The following is a 21,439-nucleotide window of genomic DNA, read 5'->3' as shown; positions in this document are numbered from 1 at the left end:
AATATGCAACCGTGGTTAGCAAAATTTATAGTTGGATTACCAGATTTTATTTTTCAACCTATAGGAAGAAGTTTAGTAAATGGTGTTTTAAATAGATATGCTGATTTAGAAGTTAATGGTTTTGAGAATGTAGCAAAAGTTAAAGGACCAATAATATTTATAGGAAATCATCTTAGTAATTCAGATGCATTAATTTTAAATAGAATTTTAAAAGAAAAATATGATCCTTATTTTATAGCAGGAGTAAAATTAAGTGGAGATCCTCTTACTAATATAGGGATGAGACTTGTGAAAACTATAAATATAAAACCAAATTCAGCAGATAAAGATGCTCTTAAAAATATAATAACAGCTTCTAAAGAAGGAAATAATATTGTTATCTTCCCAGAAGGAACAAGAAGTAGAACTGGAGCAATGATAGAAGCTAAAAAGGGAATTAATCTTATTGCAAGACTTACAAAAGCAACGGTTATTCCAATTGGTATGACTGGAACAGAAAAGCTTATGCCTATAAATAAGGAAGGTAACATGGGACAAGAAACTTTCCATCATTCAAAAGTTACTGTAATATTTGGTGATCCTGTTGAAGTTCCTGCAAAAGAGAAAGATGAAGATAGACATGAATATGATGACAGAGTGTTAGAAGTTTATATGAAGAGTATAGCAAAACTTCTTCCAGATAGTTATAGGGGAGTTTATAAATAATTTAGCTAATGAAAAAGTAATTTATTATTAAAGATAAGGAGAAAATTATGAGAGCAAGAACAAAAAGAGTTTTGGAAGCTCTTAAAAAAGAATATCCAGATGCAAAGTGTGAATTAAATTATGAAACACCTTTTCAACTTTTAGTAGCAACAGCACTTTCAGCTCAAACTACAGATGTTAAGGTTAATGAGATAACAAAAACATTTTTTAAAGATTATCCGGATGTTTATTCCATGTCAAAGATTTCTCAGGAAGAGCTAGAAGAAAGACTTAAAACTATAGGATTATATAGAAATAAGGCAAAGAATTTACTTATGATGTGTAAACAAATAATAGAAAATTTTGATGGAGAAGTTCCACCAACTATGGAAGGTATAACTTCACTTGCAGGTGCTGGAAGAAAAACTGCAAATGTAGTTTTATCAAATGCTTTTGGTGTTCCAGCTATAGCAGTAGATACTCATGTTTTTAGAGTTTCAAACAGAATTGGACTTGCAAAAGCTGATAATGTACTTGATACAGAAAAGCAGCTTCAGGAAGAGTTACCTAAAAAAGAGTGGACTCTTGCTCATCATTTAATTATTTTCCATGGTAGAAGAAGATGTTATGCAAGAAAACCAGACTGCCCCAATTGTCCTATAAATAAAGATTGTGATTATAATAAAGAAACTTTAAAACTTATAAAGAAAAAGTAGGGTATAAGCTATCTTAGAATTTAATAATATATTGAATTATAAATATAAAAAGGAACTATTTTATTTTAAATAGTTCCTTTTTATATTAAGCTTGTCTTTTGTTATATAAGAAAATATTAAGAGAAGCAATAATGATAACTATATATCCTATGAATGATAAGGTATCAGGTACTTCCTTCCAAATTATAATTCCTATTATAGCTGTAAATATAACTTGAGTATAAGTATATATAGATATTTCCTTTGCAGGAGCATATCTATATGAAAGAGTTAGAGCAAATTGAGCTATTGATGCAAATACTCCAGCTAAAAGTAGCAGTATAACTTGAGTAATACTTGGTATCTTAAAATCAAATAGTAAAAATGGAATTGTAGTTACTATTGAGAAAAGCGAGAAGAAAAATACTATAGTATATGATTTTTCTCTACTACCAAGTGCTCTAACACAAGCATAAGCCCCTCCAGCAAATACTGCTGAAGATAATCCTATAAGTGATGCAAATAAAGTTTCTGTCATAGTAAAGCTTGGCTTAATTATAAATAGCATTCCTAAAAAAGCAATACATAAAGAAATGATATGAACCGGCTTTATTTTTTCTTTTAAAAATATATAAGAGAAAATAATAACAAAGAATGGACTTAGCTGATTTAATATATTTGCATTAGATAATATAAGATTATCAATAGCATAAAAACTAGCCCATATTCCTACAGTTCCAAGAGCCGATCTTAAAATTAATAATTTTAAATTTTCTTTCTTTCCAAAGAATGGTGAAGAATTTTTCTTTATTAAATAAAAAGCTACAATACAGCTAACTAAATTTCTGAAAAAGCTCTTTTCAAATGATGGTAAATTACCAGAAAGTTTGACAAAAGTTGACATTAATGCAAATGAAAATGCAGATAATATTATTAAAATAATAGCTTTAGTTTTATTATTCATAAAAAAACCTCCTTAAAAATTATTTATACATATAGATATTTGTATTTATCTAGACAAATTTTAGTACTATTTAAGTGAAATTTGTAGTATTTTGTCAATGGAAATGTATAGATAAAAATAGAAAAATATAGAAAAATATGATAAAACTAGTTATAATATAACTAAAAATAAAAGATGGGAGGTAAAGTTGTGATTAATAATATTTATATCAAAAAATTAAGTTCGCTACATAATATTATAATTATTTTAAATCTATTACTTTTAGTCATATTAACTTATAAATTTTCAACAAATCCTATTTTGACACAATATTTTGATAAAAATAGTTTATTTATTATTATTTCATTTAATGCTATCTTAGCTATTATAGCAGTTTTTGCAACTATATTTTATAATTATCTATCAAAAATTAGAAATTTACAAATGGTTATATTATATTATTTTAGTTTAGCCGTAGAGTTAACTTTAAAAATATTAATATATAATATGAAAAGTGATATTAGAATTTTTAATGAAACATTTTTTTGGACAAATTGTTTGAAAATTATTTTAATAGTTATTGTAGTTATGCAAGACAATGAAAAAATCATGCAGTTTATTAAGTTTGGTTTTAATAAAAATACAATTATTAAATTGGGTATATTTTCTTTAATAACTTTAACATTTTTATATTTTGATATGAACAATTTTTACTATAGTAAAATTGGAATTAATATAATCAAACAGGTATTTATTTTAGAAATTATTATTACTATTATAGCAATTATTTTTACTGCAGCAAGGTCGTTAAAAGAAAATGAACCAATTTGGATGATTATTTCAGTAAGCTTAGTATTTATTTGTATAATGTGTATGTACAAAACCTCTGCCTTATTTATGGGGATAGATACTTATTATAATGAGTTAGGTATTGAAATATTTACATTTTTAGCTTTATTGTCAATATTTATGGGGATGTTTGTTCAAAGTATAAGAATTATATTAAGATTAAAAGATATGCAAGAAGAACTAAATATATTTTTTAAAATGGTTGATGAAAATACTCATGATGATATTTTTATTACTAGTGGTTCTAAAGTTATTTATATGAATAAAAAGGCCAAAAAAGATATTCAGATAAATAAAAATACCAAAGAATTATTTAAAAAAATTAAAAATCAGATAAGTAATGAGTATACAAATGAAGGAATATTTAATTTTTTACATTTTAATAAACAGGATATGGCTTTAATTGTTAAAAGTAGTGATGGAAGAAAATATGAAGTAACGTATCAAAGTATAAAAAAGCTTAGAACCCATAAAGGAGAAGATTGTGATATAAATATTTATACTTGTAAAGATGTTACTGAGAATATAAAGAAGGAAAATCTTATAGAAATAAGTAAAAATAAATTAAGTGCTCTTGGTGATAACATAGAAGAAGGTGTAATAGTTACTGATGAATCATATAAGATAAGTTATATTAATAAGTATTTTGAAAGTTTTTTAGGATATAGAGATAAAAAAACAATTGGATCTGATATAACAGATTTTATAGATAAGCAATATTTTGAACAGAGAAAAGAGAAAGTAATTAAGTTTAAAGATGCAAATGGAAAAAATAGAATGTTAAGTATTAAAATTGAGGATATAAAAAATAAAAATGACAAAATTATGGGTTATTTAATAATATTTATAGATTATGAACAAAAAGATAAAATCAAAAAATTAAATAGTAAAATGAAAAAAATACAAGAGTCAGATGTTATGAGAAAAGAATACTTTACTAATTTATCTCATGAATTAAGAACTCCTATACATATAATGTATTCTACTCTTCAATTACTTGATAAACAAAAAAGAAATTTATCATCTTCTGATTTTACACGTGCATATAGTAGATATAGTGAAACAATGAGAAAAAATACTCTTGTAATGCTCAAATTAGTAAATAATTTAATAGATATAAGTAAGATAGATTCAGGTTTTATAAGTATAGAAAAAGATATGTATGATATAGTTTCTTTAGTTGAAGATATAACTGGGTTTATTTTACCTTATGTTAATACTAAAGATATAAATTTAGTATTTGATACACAGTTAGAAGAAAGGTTTATAAGTTGTGATCCTGAAAAGATAGAAAGAATAATGCTTAATTTACTTTCTAATGCAATTAAGTTTACACCGGAAAAAGGTGATATATTTGTTAATTTAGATTTTAATGATGAGTGGGTAGAAATTAGAGTTAGAGATACAGGTTGTGGTATACCTGCAGATTTACATGAAAAAATATTTGAGAGATTTGTTCAAAATGATAGAAATATTGATTCTAAAAAGAATGGAAGTGGAATAGGTCTATCTCTTGTAAAAGCTTTAGTTGATATGCATGATGGGATGATATCTATAAATAAAGAATTAACTAAGGGAACTGAGTTTATTGTGAAACTTCCAAACAGCAATAATAAAGAAAATATATTATCACATTTAAATAGAAAAGAAGTAAATTCAGATACTCTTAAAAATATATCAGTTGAATTTTCGGATATTATTTAACATATAGGGGGAACTAGTTGTTTATATTAAAAGTTTATAGTGATATAATAATAAGGACTTAAAATTTAAGTCCTTTATTTTTTTTATATGGAGGAAAGTTATGAAAGTTGGAGTTATTATGGGTGGTATCTCAACAGAAAGAGAAATATCACTGAATAGTGGAAAGTCAATTCTTGAAAATATAAATAGAAGTAAATATGAAGTAGTAGAAATTGTTTTAAATGAAAAAGAAGATGTAATAAATAAAGTTAAAGAAGCAAATATAGATTTTGCATTACTTGCATTACATGGACAATTTGGAGAAGATGGAACAGTTCAATCAGTTCTTCAAACATTAGGAATACCTTATTCAGGATGTAATCCTCTAAGTAGTGGATTATGTATGGATAAAGATATGACTAAGAGAATTTTAAAATGGGCAAATATTAGAACAGCTAATTGGATTATGACTTCATCAGTTGAAGGAATAGATTATGATGCTATAAGAGAAATGGGATATCCTGTTTTCGTAAAGCCTAATAGTGGTGGATCATCTGTTGCTACAAACTTAATAAAAGAAGAAGCTGGAATCGAAGAAGCTGTAAGAGAAGCTTTAAAATATGATAAAGAAGTTATGATAGAACAATATATTAAAGGTGATGAAATAACATGTCCTGTTATGGAAAATAAATTATTCCCTGTTGTTGCTATTAAGCCAAAAGGTGAATTCTTTGATATAGAATCAAAATATTCAAGTGGTGAATCAGCTGCTGATGAATTTGTTATAAAATTAGAAGAAGGTCTAGATAAAGAAGTAGAACAAATGGCTCTTGATACTTATAGAGTATTAAAATGTGATGTATATGCAAGAATAGATATGATTATAAGTAATAAGGTCCCTTATATATTAGAAGTTAATACTCTTCCAGGAATGACAAAGACAAGTTTATTCCCAAGAAGTGCAGATAGTCTTGGAATATCATATAGTGAACTTTTAGATTTAATAATAGAAAATTCATTAAAAGTAAATAGATAATATTTATAAGTTCCTTTAAAGATTTATATCTTTAAAGGAACTTTTTCATTTTATTATTATAAATTATTAATAGGATAATAATTTTTAAGGTGAGATTAAATGCAAGGAAATAATCCTAGAAGTACGATTGGACCTGATTTAAATGAGTTCAGTCAAAATGTTAATTTTACATTATTAGATAAAAGTGTCGATTTTATATACTTAAGAGCATCTGGATCAGCATCAGGAAGTTTTAGGGTTGATAAAAAATTTATGGAGTTTGCAAGACAATGTAGAGGAATAGGGAAACCTTGTGGTGCATACCATTTTGCGATGCCTTACTCTAATTTAGAAACAGCAGATGAACAATGTGATAAATTTATAGAAACATTGTATCAGGCTTTTGGTGAGGGAGATTGTGGAGATTTATTCCCAGTCTTAGATATTGAAAGACCAGCTGAAGGGACTATGAGTAATGAAACTTTAGTTGCTTGGATACAAAGATTTGTAGATAGATTCCATCAAAAGACTAGAAGAAGAATGATGCTTTATTTTGGTTATTTTTACTTAAGAGGGTTTAATGGACTTTTTGTACAAGGAAAAGGATATCCTTTAAGTAAAATACCTCTTTGGATAGCTCTGTATCATATGCAAGGTAATCCAGTAACACCTCCAGATATAGGTGGATGGGATAGATGGATGTTATGGCAATTTACATCAAGAGGACAAATATCAGGAGTTGATAACCCAGTTGATTTAAATTGGGGACCAGATAGTTTAGATGAACTAATGCCACCTCCAAATGTTCAAGGCCTTAGAGTTAGTATGAGCCAAGATAAAATTTATGCAAATTGGGCTCCTGTAAATGCGACTGATTTATGGGGATATAATTTATTTGTAAATTCTTATTATGCAGGAACTACAACTGAAAAACAAACAAGTTTTGTTATAGATAAGAGTAAATTCTACTTACCAAAAGGTAGAGATATTATTGTTGGAATAGAAGCATTTGATAAGTATGGAGATGTTTCAAGACAAAGATCAACAAGGATAATAGAAAATTAATATATAAATAGCATATTAAATTTATAATTGAATAAATTTAAGTGTAGTTATTTATATATATTTATAGCAAAATTTTGGGGGAGGAGAAAATGGTTAATAATAAGACTAGTGAAAAGAGAGCTATTTATATAATTTTAGGAATTATTCTAATTATAGTAGCATCATTTGGAATATATTTTTACTCTGTAAATAAGGCTATAGACTCTTGGAAAGACAGGATATATCCTAAAATAAGTATAAACGGTGTTGAAGTAGGTGGTAAAACTAAGGAAGAGGCTAGAAAATTAATAAATATTAATGTGGTTGATAAGGTTAAGGATAAAAAACTAACTTTAGAATCAGAAGGTGAAGAAGTAGTTATTGAATATAGTAAGATAAAACCTGAATATAAGGTAGAAGAAGCTTTGGATAAAGCATTAGCTTACGGAAAAGATGAAGGTGTTTTTACCCAAAGTGGTTATATAAAAAAAGGTTTAGATAGTGATATAGAAGTTTTATTTGGCTATGATGAAAAAGTAGTTGAAAATTCTAAAAAGGAATTAGAAAGAAGAGTTAATAAACCTGCTAAAGATGCAACTCTCGATTTAAGTGGAAATGATATAAAAGTTGTAGAAGGTACAGATGGTGAAAAGATAAATAAAAAGAAAATGGATGAAATAGTTGCTAAGAGTATAAGTGGGGATATTGACAAGATGGAAATGAAAGTTAATATTCCAATAGAAAAAGCAACTCCAGCTATAACTGGAAAAATGCTTTCAAAGATTGATTATAAAATAGGTAGCTCAACAACAAATTTTAATGCAGGTGATACTCAAAGAGTTACGAATTTAAGACTTGCAACTGATTTTATCAACGGAACTATAGTTATGCCAGGTGAAACTTTTAGTTATAATGAGGTTGTTGGAGAAAGAACAACAGAAAGAGGCTTTAGAGAAGGAGCAGCTTTTGTAGGAAATCAAGTTGTTCCAAGTATTGGTGGAGGAGTTTGTCAAATATCGACAACTCTTTATCAAGCTGTGACAAGATCAGGAATACCTCCAACAGAAAGACATAATCATAGTATGCCTGTTAGCTATGCATCTCCAGGACAAGATGCTACAGTTGCTTGGGATTATCTTGATTATAAATTTAAAAATATATATAATGTTCCAGTTTATATTCAAGGATATTTAAATGGTGGAAGTGTAACATTTAATGTTTATGGTAATAAAGAACAACTTAAGGGAAATAAATATTCTCTAGTTAGTGTACAAACAGAATCTATAAATCCGGGAATAAGAAGAATAGAAGATCCAAGTATGCCTAAAGGAACTCAGAAAATAGAAAAAAGAGCTTGTGCTGGCTCAAGAGTTAATGGGTATCTAGTAGCTTATAAAGATGGTAAAGAAGTAGATAGAGCTTTATTATCAAAAGATGTTTATGGAAGTGCACAAGGTATAGTTAGATATGGGATAGGATAAAATTTTAAAACAGTGGTAATTTAAGGGGATTTACCACTGTTTTTATTATATTTATATATAAATAATTTATTTAGTAAAGTCTACTACTTTATAGTCTTTTATATATTCAGCAATTATATCTTTAACGACATTAACATGGCTTATACATTTGTCTAAAATAGCTGCATCTCCACTAACTACATAGTCTAATTTTTCTAAACAAACATCTGCATTATCTACTAGATTAACTTCAGTAGGTATAGAATATTTTTCAGCATACTCAAGTATTTTCATTTTAAGTCTTCCAGAGTTTGATACTGGTGAATCTATGTAGAAATTAACTTGTTTAAGATTTCTTTCTTTGAAGAATTTATATATATAATCAATAGCTAACTCAGTTTTATCTATTAATCTATAAGTTCCTCGAAGTCCTGCTAAATCTCTTATATAGTTATCATTACCTAAGATTAAAGTTCCTCCTGATAGGGCAACTTCTAAGCCTATAATTAAATTGAAGCCATCTATATTCAAGGTGCAGTTATTTAATTCATTAGTACTAATTTCTTTAAATTTTCTTGTTTTTTCATTTTTGCTACTAGAAGTAGAACGTTTTAATGCATCTCTTTGTCTTAATGAAAATTGATATTTATTACAAACAAAAGTTATTACAGAGTCTATTCTATAGTCTCTATCTAAAAGCCATTTAATTTCTTCATGAGCTTTATGTAATCTTAAAAGTTCATTTGGAGAAAAATATATTTTATCTTTTTCATCATAACCCCTTTTTGAAATTTTGGTCATTATAGAATCACTTCCTTAAGTATTATGTCTATTAGGGTATTAAAAATATATATAAATTATTTTTAAATTATATATATTTTTAATATGAGTTTTCGTATACTTTTCAAAAATTTTCTTATTCTTAATCAATATTAAAATAATAACATAAGTAATTTTAAAATTCACGGTAAATAGAAAATAAATTATGGTATAATAATTTCTTAGTAAGTTAGATTTAATAATATTTATTTAATCTTTAATATTGATTAGTAAGTAAATTAGAGACTTTAATAAAGGGCTAGATATAAGGCTCTTTTTTTCATGAGATTATTTTAATATCTTTGATATTATAGATAATTAGAAAGTAGTATGTATATATAGAAAAAATAAATCTATTATAATATATAATCTTAAGTATAAAAAAGATATACTATAAAAAAGAAAGAGTTAAGTATAAACTTAATATAGATATTTATTTACTAGCAATTAATACTTTTATTATATGGTATTTGATATAATAGAATAAATAGTTAAATCATGGTTTATATTATATATAAACATAATTTTAGAAATGGGTGAGAAGATTTATGGACTATAAGATGATATGTATAGATATGGATGGAACCTTGTTAAATTCAAAGAAGAAGCTTTCACAAGGTAATAAAGTTGCATTAAAGAAAGCTTATGAATCAGGAGTTCATATCATCATATGTACAGGAAGAAATTCAAGGAGTGCTCTACATTTCTCAAATGAAATAGGTGTAAAATCAGCAGTTATTGCTAATAATGGAGCTTTGGTTCTTGATGAGGATGAAGAGGTTCTTATCTTTAAAGAAGCCTTAGAAAAAGAACAATGTAAAAAATTAATAGAAGTTGCAAAAAAATTTAAAGCAGTTCCTAATTTTCATTCATTAGGGAAGATATATTTAAATTCTAAATTTAGAAAATTATTAAATGATTTATTCTTTAATAGAAATGTACAAGAGAAATATAAGATAAAAAGTGTTTACTTAAAAGAAGATGTAGAATGGAGTTCTTTATTTAAAAGTGGTAAAGAAGTTTTTGGAAAGTGCATCTTTGTTGAAAAGAATAGTAAATTAAAACGAATAGAAAATGAACTTAAAAAAGATGAAAGTTTTGAAATTACATATTCAGGGAAGAATTGTTTAGAGATAAATAGTAAAGGAGTTTCTAAGGGAAGAGCTGTAAAAATATTAGCTGAGCATCATGGAATTAAACAAGAAGAGATAATATGTATAGGAGATAATGGAAATGATATTTCTATGATTAAATATGCAGGCCTTGGAGTAGCTATGAAGAATGGTACAGAGGAAGTTAAAGCAGTTGCAGATTATATAACTGACACTAATGATAATGATGGAGTAGCTAAAGTTGTAGAAAAGTTTATTTTTAACAAATAATGTAAAAAACCTTGATTTTTTTTAGTTTAAATAATATTATAAAATATGGACATTTTTACTCAGGAGGTAATGGGTGTGAATCTTAATATAGTTTTATATCAACCAGAAATACCACAGAATACAGGAAATATAGGTAGAACTTGTGTTTTAACAAATTCAAAATTACATTTAATAAAGCCTCTTGGCTTTAGTCTAGATGAAAAGCAAGTAAAGAGATCAGGACTTGATTATTGGAATAAATTAGATTTAGAAGTACACGAAAGTTTTGAAGATTTTATGGAAAAATATGGTGATCAAAGAATATTCTTATCATCAACTCATGCTCAAGATACTCATAGTGAAGCGAAATTTGAAAAAGGCGATTTTATCATGTTTGGAAAAGAATCAGCAGGAGTACCAGAATATATACATAATCAATTAATGGGTATAAGAATTCCTATGATAGAGACAACAGACAGAAGTCTTAACTTATCAAATACAGTTGCAATAGTTGCTTATGAAGCTTTAAGACAAATAGGTTTTCCAAATATGAAGTAGTGGGGGAAATGGTTAATGGATAAAATAAAAATAATCACAGACAGTACTTGTGATTTACCAAAGGAATATATAGAAAAGTATGATATAGAAGTTATGCCAGTTTTAATTAACTTTGGAGAAGAAAGTTACTTAGAAGGAGTAGAAATAACAAGAGATGAGATGATAGAAAGAATTGAAAGAGAAAATACTCTTCCAACTACAGCTCAAATAACTCCTATAAGATTTGAAGAGTGCTATAGAAAATATATAGATGAAGGGTATAAAGTTCTTGCTATACATATGTCATCTAAGATGAGTGGAACATATCAATCAGCATTAATTGCTAAAAATGAATTTAATGATGAAGATTTAGTTGTTATAGATGGATATACAATAACATCAGCACTTGGAATGGTAGTTTTAAAAGCAGCTAGAATGGTTGAGGCTGGTAATTCACTTCAAGAAATAGAAAAAGAATTATTAGTTTATACTCACAAAATAAAGAGTGGTTTAATGTTTGTAAGTCTTGACAATCTTGTAAGAGGTGGAAGACTTTCAAAAGGTAAAGCTATTATAGTTAGTGCTCTTGGAATTAAACTTATATTAAATATGGATGATGGAGAAATGAATGTTGCTACTAAGGTTAGAGGTAGCAAAAAGGCTGTTAAAGAAATCATAAAAGATTTTGAAGCTGTAAAGCGTAAAGAAGGCGAACCAGTAATTCTTATTAATTATGAGTTAGAAGTTGCTGATGCTTTAAGAGAATACTTAGAAGAAAATAATATAGATTATATAGAAACAACAACAGGTTGCGCTGTTGCAATACATTCAGGTAAAAATGCTGGTGGATTATTCTATGTAGAAGATTATTCAATATAATATTTATTAGACTGTTTCAGAGATGAGACAGTCTTTTTTGTGTGTATAAAAATAAATATTAGGAAATAATAACTTTAAATGAATAGAGTTATAGGGGTGATTTTATGAAATATTTTAAGGCTGTAAAAAATTATATTTTAATTTTTTTTGTTGTAATTTCTTGCATTAGTTTTTGTGCTTGTAAGTTAATTGAAAAAAAAGAAAATGAATATAACCTTAGTGTAGGATTAGTTTTAGATGATAACAAATTGGAAAATAATTATTTTAATAAGTTAGCTATAGAAGGATTAAATAGGGTAAATGAAGAACTTGGGATAAAAACTTCTCTTATTAAATCTCAAACTAAAGATGATTTTAGAAAAAATATTGAAGAGACACAAAGAAAAAATACTTTAACAATAGTTGCTGGGCATGGGCTTTTACAAAGTTTAGATTATGTTGCTAAAACTAAGCAAGATAAAGATTTTTGTATAATTGATGGAATTTCACAGCTTCCTAATGTTAGATCGGTTACATTCAGGGATGAAGAGGGGGCTTTTCTTATGGGGGTTATTGCTGCAAGTGTTACTAAAACAGGAAAGGTTGGATATATAGGAGGAATAGAAAAAAATTCAGAAGAATTTGTAGCAGGTTATATAGCTGGTATTAAACAAATAAATAAGGAACTTGCAACAGAACTTATTGATGGAAAATATATAGATTTTACTAATAATTATAGCAATGATGATATTGGGTATGAAACTGCAAATAAAATTTATAAGCAAGGGGTAGATGTAATCTTTCATTCTACAGGTGGTGCAGGAGATGGTATCTTTAGAGCTGCTAAGGAAAATGGTAAATATGCAATAGGCGTAGATATTGATCAAGCAGAAAGTGAAAAGCAATATGAGGGTACAATAATATCATCTATGCTTAAAAAAGTTGATGTTGCAGTATTTGAAGCTGGAAAGCAAATTAAAGATAGTGATTTTGTACCAGGGCCTAAAAATCTCTCTTCTCTTGGTTTAAAAGAAAAAGGGATAGAAGTAGCTCCTTCAACTAAAAAATATGTTTCAAAGGAAGTTATGGATAAGGTAGATTATTATAAATCATTGATAGAATCAAAGAAAATATATGTTCCTACTAATATGGATGAGCTAAGAGGGAGCAAAATATAGGGTTTATAGTATTTGATTAAAATAAGAGATTCTAGAAACTTTAGAATAAGATATATTTAATAAGTATCAGGAAAAGATAAACATTTAATATTAATATAGGAAATATTTTAGCTTATGATATTTATTTGAAAGTAATTATTAATATTTTAATAATAACTATTATGTTACAAAATGTTAATATTTTATTATAATTTTAATGTTAGTAATAAAATTAAAGGAGATAACAAAAGATGAGTTCAAAGAAGATATTATCCATTATAGCTGCAGCTGGTTTAGCTAGTACTAGTATTCGACCAATACCAGTTTTATTTGATAGAAATAATAAATCTGATAGTAATAGATTAATAGATAGTCATTTAGAAGAAATGGATAATAGTCTAAGCAAAAGTAATAAATTAGAGTTTGAACAGATTGATTTATTCGGGAATTCTAATGGATATCTTTTTAGAGCGGCAAATATTAGATTTAATAAATTTACTAAGAAATTAGAAGTTATATCAGAATCTGATAAAAATATTTCTTCAGATAAAGCTGATAATTCTTATGTTATTAGTTTATATAATAGAAGTGGTAATATCATAAAGACTGAGACTTATAAAAATATTGATAGTGCCTATGAGATAGTTAAGGATTTTAATGGATTGAGCTTTAATTATGGTGATTTAATTAATATAAAATCTAATAACTTAAATGTATGGACGCAAGGCATAGATTTAAAAAAGAACTATCCTAGATATGGGAAGGGACCAAGTGTAAATATTAGTTATGAGATAACTGAAAATGGATTAATTAAGCAAGATAATAAATTAAATGTAAATCCTATTGAAATTAGTGATAATAAAATATATATATCAGGAAAAGCAGAACCTAATTCTTTAGTGAATATATGGGTAAATGATAAAAACTATATAATGATGTCTGATTCTAAAGGTTTATATAGTTTAGAGTTATCAAAAACTGATAAGCTAAATGAAAATGCTAATATTATTGTCTTTAATAAAGGAAATGCAGTAGTAAATAATAAGGTAAAAACAAGTCTCTCTGATAATTCTAATAGTACATATTTAAACAAGGCTAATACTATTTCAATACTTGGTAGTTGGGGAATTACTTATTTAGTATCAGAAATTATTTTTAATTATTCTAATAATAAAATAGAAATAAGTAATCCTGGTTTTAGAGAATTTAGTAAAAAAGCTGATGCTTTAGCGTATATTATAACTTTATATAATAAAAATGGAGATATGATTAAGAGTTTTAAATATAACGGAAAAGATACAAATATAGAAGTACATAAAAATTTAAATGGTCTTAGTTTTAATTATGGAGATTACATAAGAATTCAATCTTATGGACTTAATATGGAAATGGGGAATGCACAAAGTAAAGTTAAATTTAATGGCTTAGATAATCCAGATTTACTTTGTGAAATAACTAAAGATGGATTGAAAGAAGTTGTATTATCTAAGGTTGAAGGAGCTGCTAATAATAAAATTAGTTTAGATAATAGTAAATTAAAAGTAGGTAAAGTTTATTCTTATAGAAGTAGTATTAAAAATAATTCAAATAAAAATTTGCCAGTTACTATAGATAATAATTTACCAGCCATTTTAGATAATAATAAGACTAATACACTATCAGCTGAGTACTATTTAGATAAGACAGGTAAAGATAGTGAAATTATATTTAATATACAAAAGAAAGCTAGTGTATCTAAAGAAGTAACTACTAAGATAGAAGAAAGTGATTATATTTTAAAGCAATATGAACCATTAGGCTTACAAGTACTTTCAAAAGGAAAGATATCAATATATATAAGTGGAGATATAAAAGGCAGTGTAAGACTTTATATAAATAATGGTTCATTAGTAGACATTGATGAAATAATACCAGTAAATAAACAAACAGTTATAGATTTATCAGAGAGTGGAATATTGATATTAGATACTGAAAATATATTTTTAGAAGATGAAGAAGATGATATTTCATTTAATTTTACTGTTAAAATAGATATGATGAATACTGGGTATAAAAAAATACCTGTATTTGATAATAGAAAAAATATAAAGCTATGCGACTATGCAACTGATAATAAAAATATTTTTTATAATGATGTAAATAACTTTGAAAATTATGGTACAGTTATAATTAGTGATAATATCAGAATATGTATTCCCTGTATTAAGGAGATAAAAAAATCATTAAATATAGATAAAATTATTAGAAATTATAATAAGATATTTTTAGAAATGTATAAAGAGGAGTACTTTGGAGATTTTCTTTATATAACTTATAACCCTTCTTTAGTAGAAAAAAAATCTAAAGCTGTTAACTTAAATAAAGATATTGAATGTGATGAAAATAAGGTTAGTGTTTATACAACTAAGGTAGTGATTGTAGACAAGCAAACTAATACTGTTCTTCATATAATTAGTTCATCTGGAGAAAAAGGTGAACTTACAGGGCTAAAACCTCCTAAGATTCCAGACGGGTATCATGTAGTAAATATAACAAATAGAAATGGACAGGTTCTAACAGGGGTTCCATATAAGTTTGCTAATAGTGATGAAATAATAATATATAATATTAAAAAAAATCTTTCTAAAATTATAATGAAAATTATAAATGGTAAAAATATAAGTAGGAAGACATACTTCGGAAATTCAGGAGATGAATTTATACCTGATAATATAAAAATTCCAATAGGACATTATTTAGTAGGACCTGATAAAATACCTGATACATTTAAAGAAGAGAATCAAACAATAATATATAATATAATTCCAAATGCAATTAATAGAATTATAGCAAGTATTTATGTTGTAAGTGGAGAAATATTAGTAGAAAGTGAAATTATAGCAGAAGGTATTAGTGGTACAAGAATTAATATAGAAGAACCTAAAATACCTGAAGGCTATTATTTAGTTAAAGTATTGTTTAATGATGATGAAGTTTCAAAAGCTTATAAAGATCAAGTAGTTTATAAGGTACCTACAAAAATTTTATCAACTGATGTACATATAAGTTATATTGTAGCTAAAAATAATGAATTTACTGATATTTATAGAAATATGCTACCAGTATATCAAGAAGATGAAAATATGCAAGATCAGGTAATTAATTTTGAAGATGATAAAGATATAGAAGATAAGGTAGTTAAAGAGGATAATAACTTATCTAGTGAAATAGATGGTGAAGTAATAATTAGAATAGTAGATTTAAATGGAAATATTTTAGAAGAAGCTATTTATAATGGAGAAGTAGGATTAAGAGTTAAGCCTATAGCTATTCCAGATGAATATAAGCTGATTAATATAAGTTTAAATGGAAATATTACTCCACAAGAAGAGATTAAATATGAAATACAAGAGAATTTAGAAACAAAAAATAAAACTATTATTATTTATAATGTAGATTCTATTAAATAGATAAATCTTATATAAAAGTGCTTTAATAAGGATATAAAATAAATTTTATTTTATATCCTTATTTTTTTATATAAATCTTTATAAAGCTAGATTATATGCTTGTTTATAAATGATTAGTTGAATATAATTTTTAAAATACTTTACTTTTTGTAAGTTAATAAATAAAAAGTGCGTAATTGTTATCTATTTTATATGGATTTATAATAATTCTTGTGAGCAGGAAAAGTGCTTATAACTAAGAATAAAAATATGAAATTTTAAAAAGATATAGATTGAATAATATTAATTTAAACAAAGGAGAAAATGAAATGAAAAAGATTTTAGTAGTAGTAACAAATGTATCTAAATATGATAATTATGCAAGACCAACAGGCTTATGGTTAGGAGAAGCTGTTCATTTTGTAAATGAAATAGAAAAAGAAGGATATGAAATAGATTATGTAAGTCCTAAAGGAGGATATACTCCAATTGATCCACATAGTTTAGAAAATGACTTTATGACAGAAGTTGACTGGAAGTTCTATACTGATAAGAACTTTATGAATAAGTTAGGAAATACATTATCAGTTGATGAAGTGAAGGCTGAAGATTATGCTGCAATATACTATACAGGTGGTCATGGTGTTGTTTGGGACTTCCCAAATGATGAAAAGTTAGCTAAATTAGCTATAGATATCTACAATAATAATGGGGTAGTAGCATCTGTTTGTCATGGAGCTGCGGGATTATTAAATATAAAGACTGAAGATGGAAGTTATCTAATAGATGGTAAGAAGGTAACAGGATTCTCAAATAGTGAGGAAAGAGCTGTGCAATTAGATAAATTAGTTCCTTATCTAACAGAAGATGAACTTGTTAAGAGGGGAGCAAAATATGAAAAGGCTGAAGATTGGGCTCCATTTGCTATAACAGATCAACGTGTAGTTACAGGACAAAACCCAGCTTCAGGAGCTGCTGTAGCAAAACAAGTATTAGAATTAATAAAATAATTTTAATAAATAAACTAAAGGTACTAGTAAACTAGTACCTTTTTTATATAGCAAAATTTTAACAGGTTAAATATATAATAATTCCTAAGAAATAAGTAGTAAGTGTCATAAGTTTTAAATACAAATTATAAGATTAATTAAGGGTAAAATTTTATATATAAATTATTTATAAAATCCTATTATGGGGGAATAGGATTTTATTCTAAAACTATTATGGCTGGGACTAAAGAGAGGGGAATTAACTATGTTGATATCTAAATTTAGAGATTTAATTTTAATGGAGATTTCAGAAGAAAAATTATTAAGTATAGCATGCGACAGCTTTACAAATGAGGTTAATAAAAATAATGATATTTCAGAAGTAGATTCTCATATCATAGGCTATCTTACAACTAGGGTTTGTTTATTTAAAACTCTATGCTTTAGAGCTATTCCTAATATTATTATTAATAATCTTTATACAAAAAAAGATGGGAGAGGTAAAAAAATAAAAGGTGGGATACAAAAAGCTATAGAAGAGTTTAATAACACTTATATTAATGAAAGATTAGATGATGATAATTTAACTGGAACTATGAATGAGAGCATTAAAGACGGTGTAGATACAGCTTGTGCAATTACCATAATTGGTGAAGAAGGAGAGCATGAAAGACTTTGGGATATATTAGATAAAGATATCGTTGTAGTTATTGGAAAACCATTAGAAAATAAAGAAGACATAAATATTATAAGTAATGACTCTAATAATCTACTTTCAATGGAATCATTAAAAGTAATTTTAGATTATTCTAAAGATGTAATTACCATAGGTTCAAAAGGTATAGATAATGAAATTAAATCTTTAGAAGAGATAAATGGAATAAAGATTTTAAAGAAAGATAACTTAAGCATGAATTTATATGATTATGTAATTCCAAGTAGTAGTGTAATAGCGATTATGGAAGAAGAAATGTTTTCTACTATCAGAAGAAAGATAAAAGAAGACATGAAGATAATTGGAGAGGTTAAAATTAATAATTAATATTTATAAATATAAGGTTGTTTACAAGAAATTTTTCTAATAGACAACCTTTTTACTATAAAAAATAAATTTATAAAATAGTCAATATCATAGAGTAATAAATACTGGATGTATTTTTTTCAAGTCTTGTAAAAAAAATATTTTTGTTAGATAATTTAAATATGTATTTTATTTATATAAAATGCATGTAGGGAAAATAAATTATAAATGGGTGTATAAATATGGAAATGAATTTTAGCTTAAATATGTCACAAGAGCAAAAGCTTGTAATGACACAACAAATGCAGCAATCAATAAAACTTTTGCAAATGTCTACTTGTGACTTGAGGGAATATATAGAAAAAGAATATGCTGAAAATCCAGTACTTGAAGCAAGTTTTAATGATATGGATCCTGGTGAAAGTAGGCAACAAGATAGAATAGATTATAAAGAGCTTATAAAATATTTAGAATTTGATAATTATGGTTCTCAAAGTTATGGAGAATATAATAATGAGGAGAAAGTTTCTCCGTTTAATTTTATAAGTAATCAAAAGTCCTTAACAGAATATTTGAAAGATCAACTTATAGAATTAAATCTTACAGATAAAGAAAGAGCTATAACTGAATATGTAATAGAAAGCCTCAATGAAAAGGGTTATTTAGATATAACAATAGAAGAAATAGCAGATGAATTATTTGAAGATATCGATGAGGTTGATATAGCTTTAAAAATAGTACAAGGATTAGAACCTCTAGGAATAGGGGCAAGAAGTTTAACAGAATGTCTTCTTATACAACTTAGAAAGAAAAGAGAATTAAATGAAGTTACAGAAGCTTTAGTAACTAATCATTTAGAGGATATAGGAAATAATAAGTATCAAGAAATTGCTAAGAAATTAAAGATAACAATAAAAGAAGCTCAGGCTTATGGTGATATGATAAAAAAATTAGAACCTAAACCTTCAAGAGGTTTTTATACAGGAGAAGAAGTTAAGTTTGTTATACCAGATGCTGAAATAAGAAGAATTGATGGTGAATATTTTATTATTATGGAAGATAAAGTTATTCCTAGATTATCAATAAATCCTATGTATAAAGAAATTCTTACTGAAAATGATAATGATGCAAAAGATTATATAAAAGATAAAATGGGAAAAGCAATGTTCCTTATAAAAAGTATAGAGCAAAGAAAATCAACTTTATACAAGGTACTTGAAAAAGTTCTTGAATTCCAAAAAGGATTTTTTGAAAAAGGAACTAAGGCTTTAAAACCAATGACATTAAAGCAAGTAGCAGAAGCAATAGAAATGCATGAATCAACAGTATCAAGAGCAATAAGGGATAAATATATCTTAACTGATTTTGGAACAGTTAAGATAAAGGATCTTTTTGCTAGTGGAGTTTCACAGGGGGCGAGCTATAGTTCTTCTGATGAAGAAGATTTAACAGTAAGCAACATTAAAAAAATGATTGAGGAAATAATAGTTGCTGAGAATAAGGAAAAACCTTTATCAGATCAGAATATATCAGATATCTTAAAGGATAAAGATATTAAAATATCTAGAAGAACTGTAGCTAAGTATAGAGAAGAGATGGGTATTAAATCATCAAGTAAAAGAAAAAGATTTTAATAATTTATCAATAAAAAACACAAAATATGATTATAATAAAAGCATACTGAAAAGTATGCTTTTTGTTTATATATGGTTCATAAATTTTTAACAAAAAAAGTGAAAAAAAGTTAGTAAAATACTTTAAAAAAATAAATTAATGAGTTATAATAAATTTGTGGGACAGAAAAGTTGCAAGTGGGACTTTAAATGACCAAAGGAGTGTTAATCTTGCAAAAAATTTTAAAATTGCAAAAACAAATAGTTCCAGAACTTGTTGATACTCTTGAAAAGAGATATACAATACTTCGTACTATACATTATAATGCGCCTATCGGAAGAAGGATGCTAGCAACTAAGTTAAATCTTGGTGAAAGAATAGTAAGAACAGAAGTTAATTTCTTAAAGGAGCAAAATCTTATAGAGATTAGTACTCCTGGGATGACAGTAACAAGTGAAGGAATTACAGTTTTAGAAGGGTTGAAAGGCTTTATTCATGAACTTAAAGGACTTTCAAAGTTAGAACAAAAAGTCAAGGAATTACTTAATATTAAAAAGGTTATAGTTATTCCAGGCAGTGTAAGACAAGATAAAAATATATTACAAGATCTAGGTAAAGCAGCAGCAACTTATGTGAGTAAAACTATAAAAGATAAGGATATTATAGCTATTACTGGAGGAAGTACTATAAAAGAATTTGTAGATAGCTTTCCAAAGACACATAATGTGCAAGAGGTACTAGTTGTTCCAGCAAGAGGTGGAATGGGAAGAAAAGTTGAAACTCAGGCCAATACTTTAGCTGCAACATTAGCTCAAAAGCTAAAAGGTAATTATAAAATGTTACACATACCAGAAAATCTAAGCGAAGAAATTATTCAAAGTCTTTGCAAGCAAAATGACATAAAAGAGGTTATTGATTGTGTAAAAAAAGCTAACATACTTATTTATGGAATTGGTAGAGCAGATAAAATGGTATTGAAACGTGGAATAAGTGAAGAAAAGCAAAAAGAGCTTATAGATCAAGGAGCTGTTGGTGAAGCTTTTGGATGTTACTTTGATAAATATTCAAATGTATTATCTACTAGTTCAGCACCAGGTATAAATATAAAAAATCTTGAAAATGTTCGCGAGCAGATTGCTGTAGCTGGTGGAGATGATAAGGTGGATGCAATAATATCAGCCTTATATAACAATGAAAAAGCTGTATTAGTAACAGATGAATGTGCCGCACAAAAATTAATAGATAGTGTTAACAAATTAAATTAAAATAAATTAGTTAAATT

17 protein-coding genes are annotated in these 21,439 nt (G+C 26.4%); 15 read left to right on the top strand and 2 right to left on the bottom strand.

Translation table 11 applies throughout. The features are described from left to right. The first annotated feature begins 3 nt into the window (after positions 1–3). Positions 4–705, top strand: a complete 702-nt coding sequence (locus BN8917_RS11645; protein ID WP_066874598.1) for a lysophospholipid acyltransferase family protein — start codon at positions 4–6, stop codon at positions 703–705. Between the two features lie 47 nt (positions 706–752). Next, positions 753–1,400 carry an endonuclease III gene (gene nth / locus BN8917_RS11640; RefSeq protein WP_066874596.1) on the top strand — a complete coding sequence of 216 codons (648 nt, stop codon included), beginning with the start codon at positions 753–755 and terminating at the stop codon, positions 1,398–1,400. Between the two features lie 85 nt (positions 1,401–1,485). Here nth and BN8917_RS11635 read toward each other — a convergent pair whose 3' ends face one another. Next, positions 1,486–2,343 (bottom strand): DMT family transporter, encoded by an 858-nt coding sequence (locus tag BN8917_RS11635; RefSeq protein ID WP_066874593.1) that lies wholly within the window; start codon positions 2,341–2,343, stop codon positions 1,486–1,488. 189 nt (positions 2,344–2,532) lie between these two features. Here BN8917_RS11635 and BN8917_RS11630 point away from each other — a divergent pair, with 189 nt between their 5' ends. The 4 genes from BN8917_RS11630 (at position 2,533) to BN8917_RS11615 (ending at position 8,394) form a co-directional block, all read left to right on the top strand. Then, entirely contained in the window at positions 2,533–4,875 is a 2,343-nt protein-coding gene (locus BN8917_RS11630) for a sensor histidine kinase (protein WP_066874592.1), read from the top strand. 100 nt (positions 4,876–4,975) lie between these two features. Continuing rightward, positions 4,976–5,890, top strand: a complete 915-nt coding sequence (locus tag BN8917_RS11625) for a D-alanine--D-alanine ligase (protein ID WP_066874590.1) — start codon at positions 4,976–4,978, stop codon at positions 5,888–5,890. Positions 5,891–5,989: 99 nt separating this feature from the next. Then, the gene (locus BN8917_RS11620) at positions 5,990–6,934 is read left to right on the top strand and encodes a glycoside hydrolase family 25 protein (protein WP_066874588.1); all 945 of its coding nucleotides are present in this window, start codon (positions 5,990–5,992) and stop codon (positions 6,932–6,934) included. A gap of 89 nt (positions 6,935–7,023) precedes the next feature. Next, complete coding sequence (locus BN8917_RS11615; protein WP_066874586.1) at positions 7,024–8,394, top strand: VanW family protein; 1,371 nt, start codon at positions 7,024–7,026, stop codon at positions 8,392–8,394. A 66-nt stretch (positions 8,395–8,460) separates the two neighbouring features. Here the strand turns inward: BN8917_RS11615 and BN8917_RS11610 are convergent, their stop codons facing one another. Continuing rightward, positions 8,461–9,174: a DUF434 domain-containing protein gene (locus BN8917_RS11610; protein WP_066874584.1), complete on the bottom strand. Its 714-nt coding sequence runs from the start codon at positions 9,172–9,174 to the stop codon at positions 8,461–8,463. Positions 9,175–9,740: 566 nt separating this feature from the next. Here BN8917_RS11610 and BN8917_RS11605 point away from each other — a divergent pair. The 9 genes from BN8917_RS11605 (at position 9,741) to BN8917_RS11565 (ending at position 21,422) form a co-directional block, all read left to right on the top strand. Then, positions 9,741–10,574 carry a Cof-type HAD-IIB family hydrolase gene (locus BN8917_RS11605; protein ID WP_066874582.1) on the top strand — a complete coding sequence of 278 codons (834 nt, stop codon included), beginning with the start codon at positions 9,741–9,743 and terminating at the stop codon, positions 10,572–10,574. Positions 10,575–10,649: 75 nt separating this feature from the next. Then, positions 10,650–11,111 carry a tRNA (cytidine(34)-2'-O)-methyltransferase gene (locus BN8917_RS11600; RefSeq protein WP_066874580.1) on the top strand — a complete coding sequence of 154 codons (462 nt, stop codon included), beginning with the start codon at positions 10,650–10,652 and terminating at the stop codon, positions 11,109–11,111. A 15-nt stretch (positions 11,112–11,126) separates the two neighbouring features. Beyond that, the gene (locus BN8917_RS11595; protein ID WP_066874578.1) at positions 11,127–11,969 is read left to right on the top strand and encodes a DegV family protein; all 843 of its coding nucleotides are present in this window, start codon (positions 11,127–11,129) and stop codon (positions 11,967–11,969) included. Between the two features lie 104 nt (positions 11,970–12,073). Further along, complete coding sequence (locus BN8917_RS11590; RefSeq protein ID WP_066874576.1) at positions 12,074–13,126, top strand: BMP family lipoprotein; 1,053 nt, start codon at positions 12,074–12,076, stop codon at positions 13,124–13,126. 230 nt (positions 13,127–13,356) lie between these two features. Further along, positions 13,357–16,554, top strand: a complete 3,198-nt coding sequence (locus BN8917_RS11585) for a hypothetical protein (RefSeq protein ID WP_066874574.1) — start codon at positions 13,357–13,359, stop codon at positions 16,552–16,554. 308 nt (positions 16,555–16,862) lie between these two features. Continuing rightward, positions 16,863–17,543, top strand: coding sequence for a type 1 glutamine amidotransferase domain-containing protein (locus tag BN8917_RS11580; protein ID WP_066874573.1), 681 nt, complete (start codon positions 16,863–16,865; stop codon positions 17,541–17,543). Between the two features lie 244 nt (positions 17,544–17,787). Next, on the top strand, positions 17,788–18,564 hold the full coding sequence (locus tag BN8917_RS11575; protein ID WP_066874571.1) for a hypothetical protein: 777 nt from the start codon (positions 17,788–17,790) through the stop codon (positions 18,562–18,564). Between the two features lie 221 nt (positions 18,565–18,785). Beyond that, positions 18,786–20,177: an RNA polymerase factor sigma-54 gene (gene rpoN / locus BN8917_RS11570; RefSeq protein WP_066874569.1), complete on the top strand. Its 1,392-nt coding sequence runs from the start codon at positions 18,786–18,788 to the stop codon at positions 20,175–20,177. Positions 20,178–20,366: 189 nt separating this feature from the next. After that, positions 20,367–21,422 (top strand): sugar-binding transcriptional regulator, encoded by a 1,056-nt coding sequence (locus tag BN8917_RS11565; protein WP_187117196.1) that lies wholly within the window; start codon positions 20,367–20,369, stop codon positions 21,420–21,422. Positions 21,423–21,439: the final 17 nt, after the last annotated feature.

The organism is Clostridium mediterraneense, from assembly GCF_900091705.1.
Classification (GTDB): domain Bacteria; phylum Bacillota; class Clostridia; order Clostridiales; family Clostridiaceae; genus Sarcina; species Sarcina mediterraneense.
Note: the sequence above shows the minus strand (reverse complement) of the source record. Positions and strands in the feature narration are given on the sequence as shown.

What these genes read in the sequence shown, in the direction of transcription:
- BN8917_RS11610 (WP_066874584.1), bottom strand. Translation starts at nt 9,174, where the DNA reads ATGACCAAAATTTCAAAAAGGGGTTATGATGAAAAAGATAAAATATAT.
- BN8917_RS11625 (WP_066874590.1), top strand. Translation starts at nt 4,976, where the DNA reads ATGAAAGTTGGAGTTATTATGGGTGGTATCTCAACAGAAAGAGAAATA.
- BN8917_RS11590 (WP_066874576.1), top strand. Translation starts at nt 12,074, where the DNA reads ATGAAATATTTTAAGGCTGTAAAAAATTATATTTTAATTTTTTTTGTT.
- BN8917_RS11580 (WP_066874573.1), top strand. Translation starts at nt 16,863, where the DNA reads ATGAAAAAGATTTTAGTAGTAGTAACAAATGTATCTAAATATGATAAT.
- BN8917_RS11605 (WP_066874582.1), top strand. Translation starts at nt 9,741, where the DNA reads ATGGACTATAAGATGATATGTATAGATATGGATGGAACCTTGTTAAAT.
- BN8917_RS11575 (WP_066874571.1), top strand. Translation starts at nt 17,788, where the DNA reads ATGTTGATATCTAAATTTAGAGATTTAATTTTAATGGAGATTTCAGAA.
- BN8917_RS11595 (WP_066874578.1), top strand. Translation starts at nt 11,127, where the DNA reads ATGGATAAAATAAAAATAATCACAGACAGTACTTGTGATTTACCAAAG.
- BN8917_RS11565 (WP_187117196.1), top strand. Translation starts at nt 20,367, where the DNA reads ATGACCAAAGGAGTGTTAATCTTGCAAAAAATTTTAAAATTGCAAAAA.
- BN8917_RS11585 (WP_066874574.1), top strand. Translation starts at nt 13,357, where the DNA reads ATGAGTTCAAAGAAGATATTATCCATTATAGCTGCAGCTGGTTTAGCT.
- rpoN (WP_066874569.1), top strand. Translation starts at nt 18,786, where the DNA reads ATGGAAATGAATTTTAGCTTAAATATGTCACAAGAGCAAAAGCTTGTA.
- nth (WP_066874596.1), top strand. Translation starts at nt 753, where the DNA reads ATGAGAGCAAGAACAAAAAGAGTTTTGGAAGCTCTTAAAAAAGAATAT.
- BN8917_RS11645 (WP_066874598.1), top strand. Translation starts at nt 4, where the DNA reads ATGCAACCGTGGTTAGCAAAATTTATAGTTGGATTACCAGATTTTATT.
- BN8917_RS11635 (WP_066874593.1), bottom strand. Translation starts at nt 2,343, where the DNA reads ATGAATAATAAAACTAAAGCTATTATTTTAATAATATTATCTGCATTT.
- BN8917_RS11615 (WP_066874586.1), top strand. Translation starts at nt 7,024, where the DNA reads ATGGTTAATAATAAGACTAGTGAAAAGAGAGCTATTTATATAATTTTA.
- BN8917_RS11620 (WP_066874588.1), top strand. Translation starts at nt 5,990, where the DNA reads ATGCAAGGAAATAATCCTAGAAGTACGATTGGACCTGATTTAAATGAG.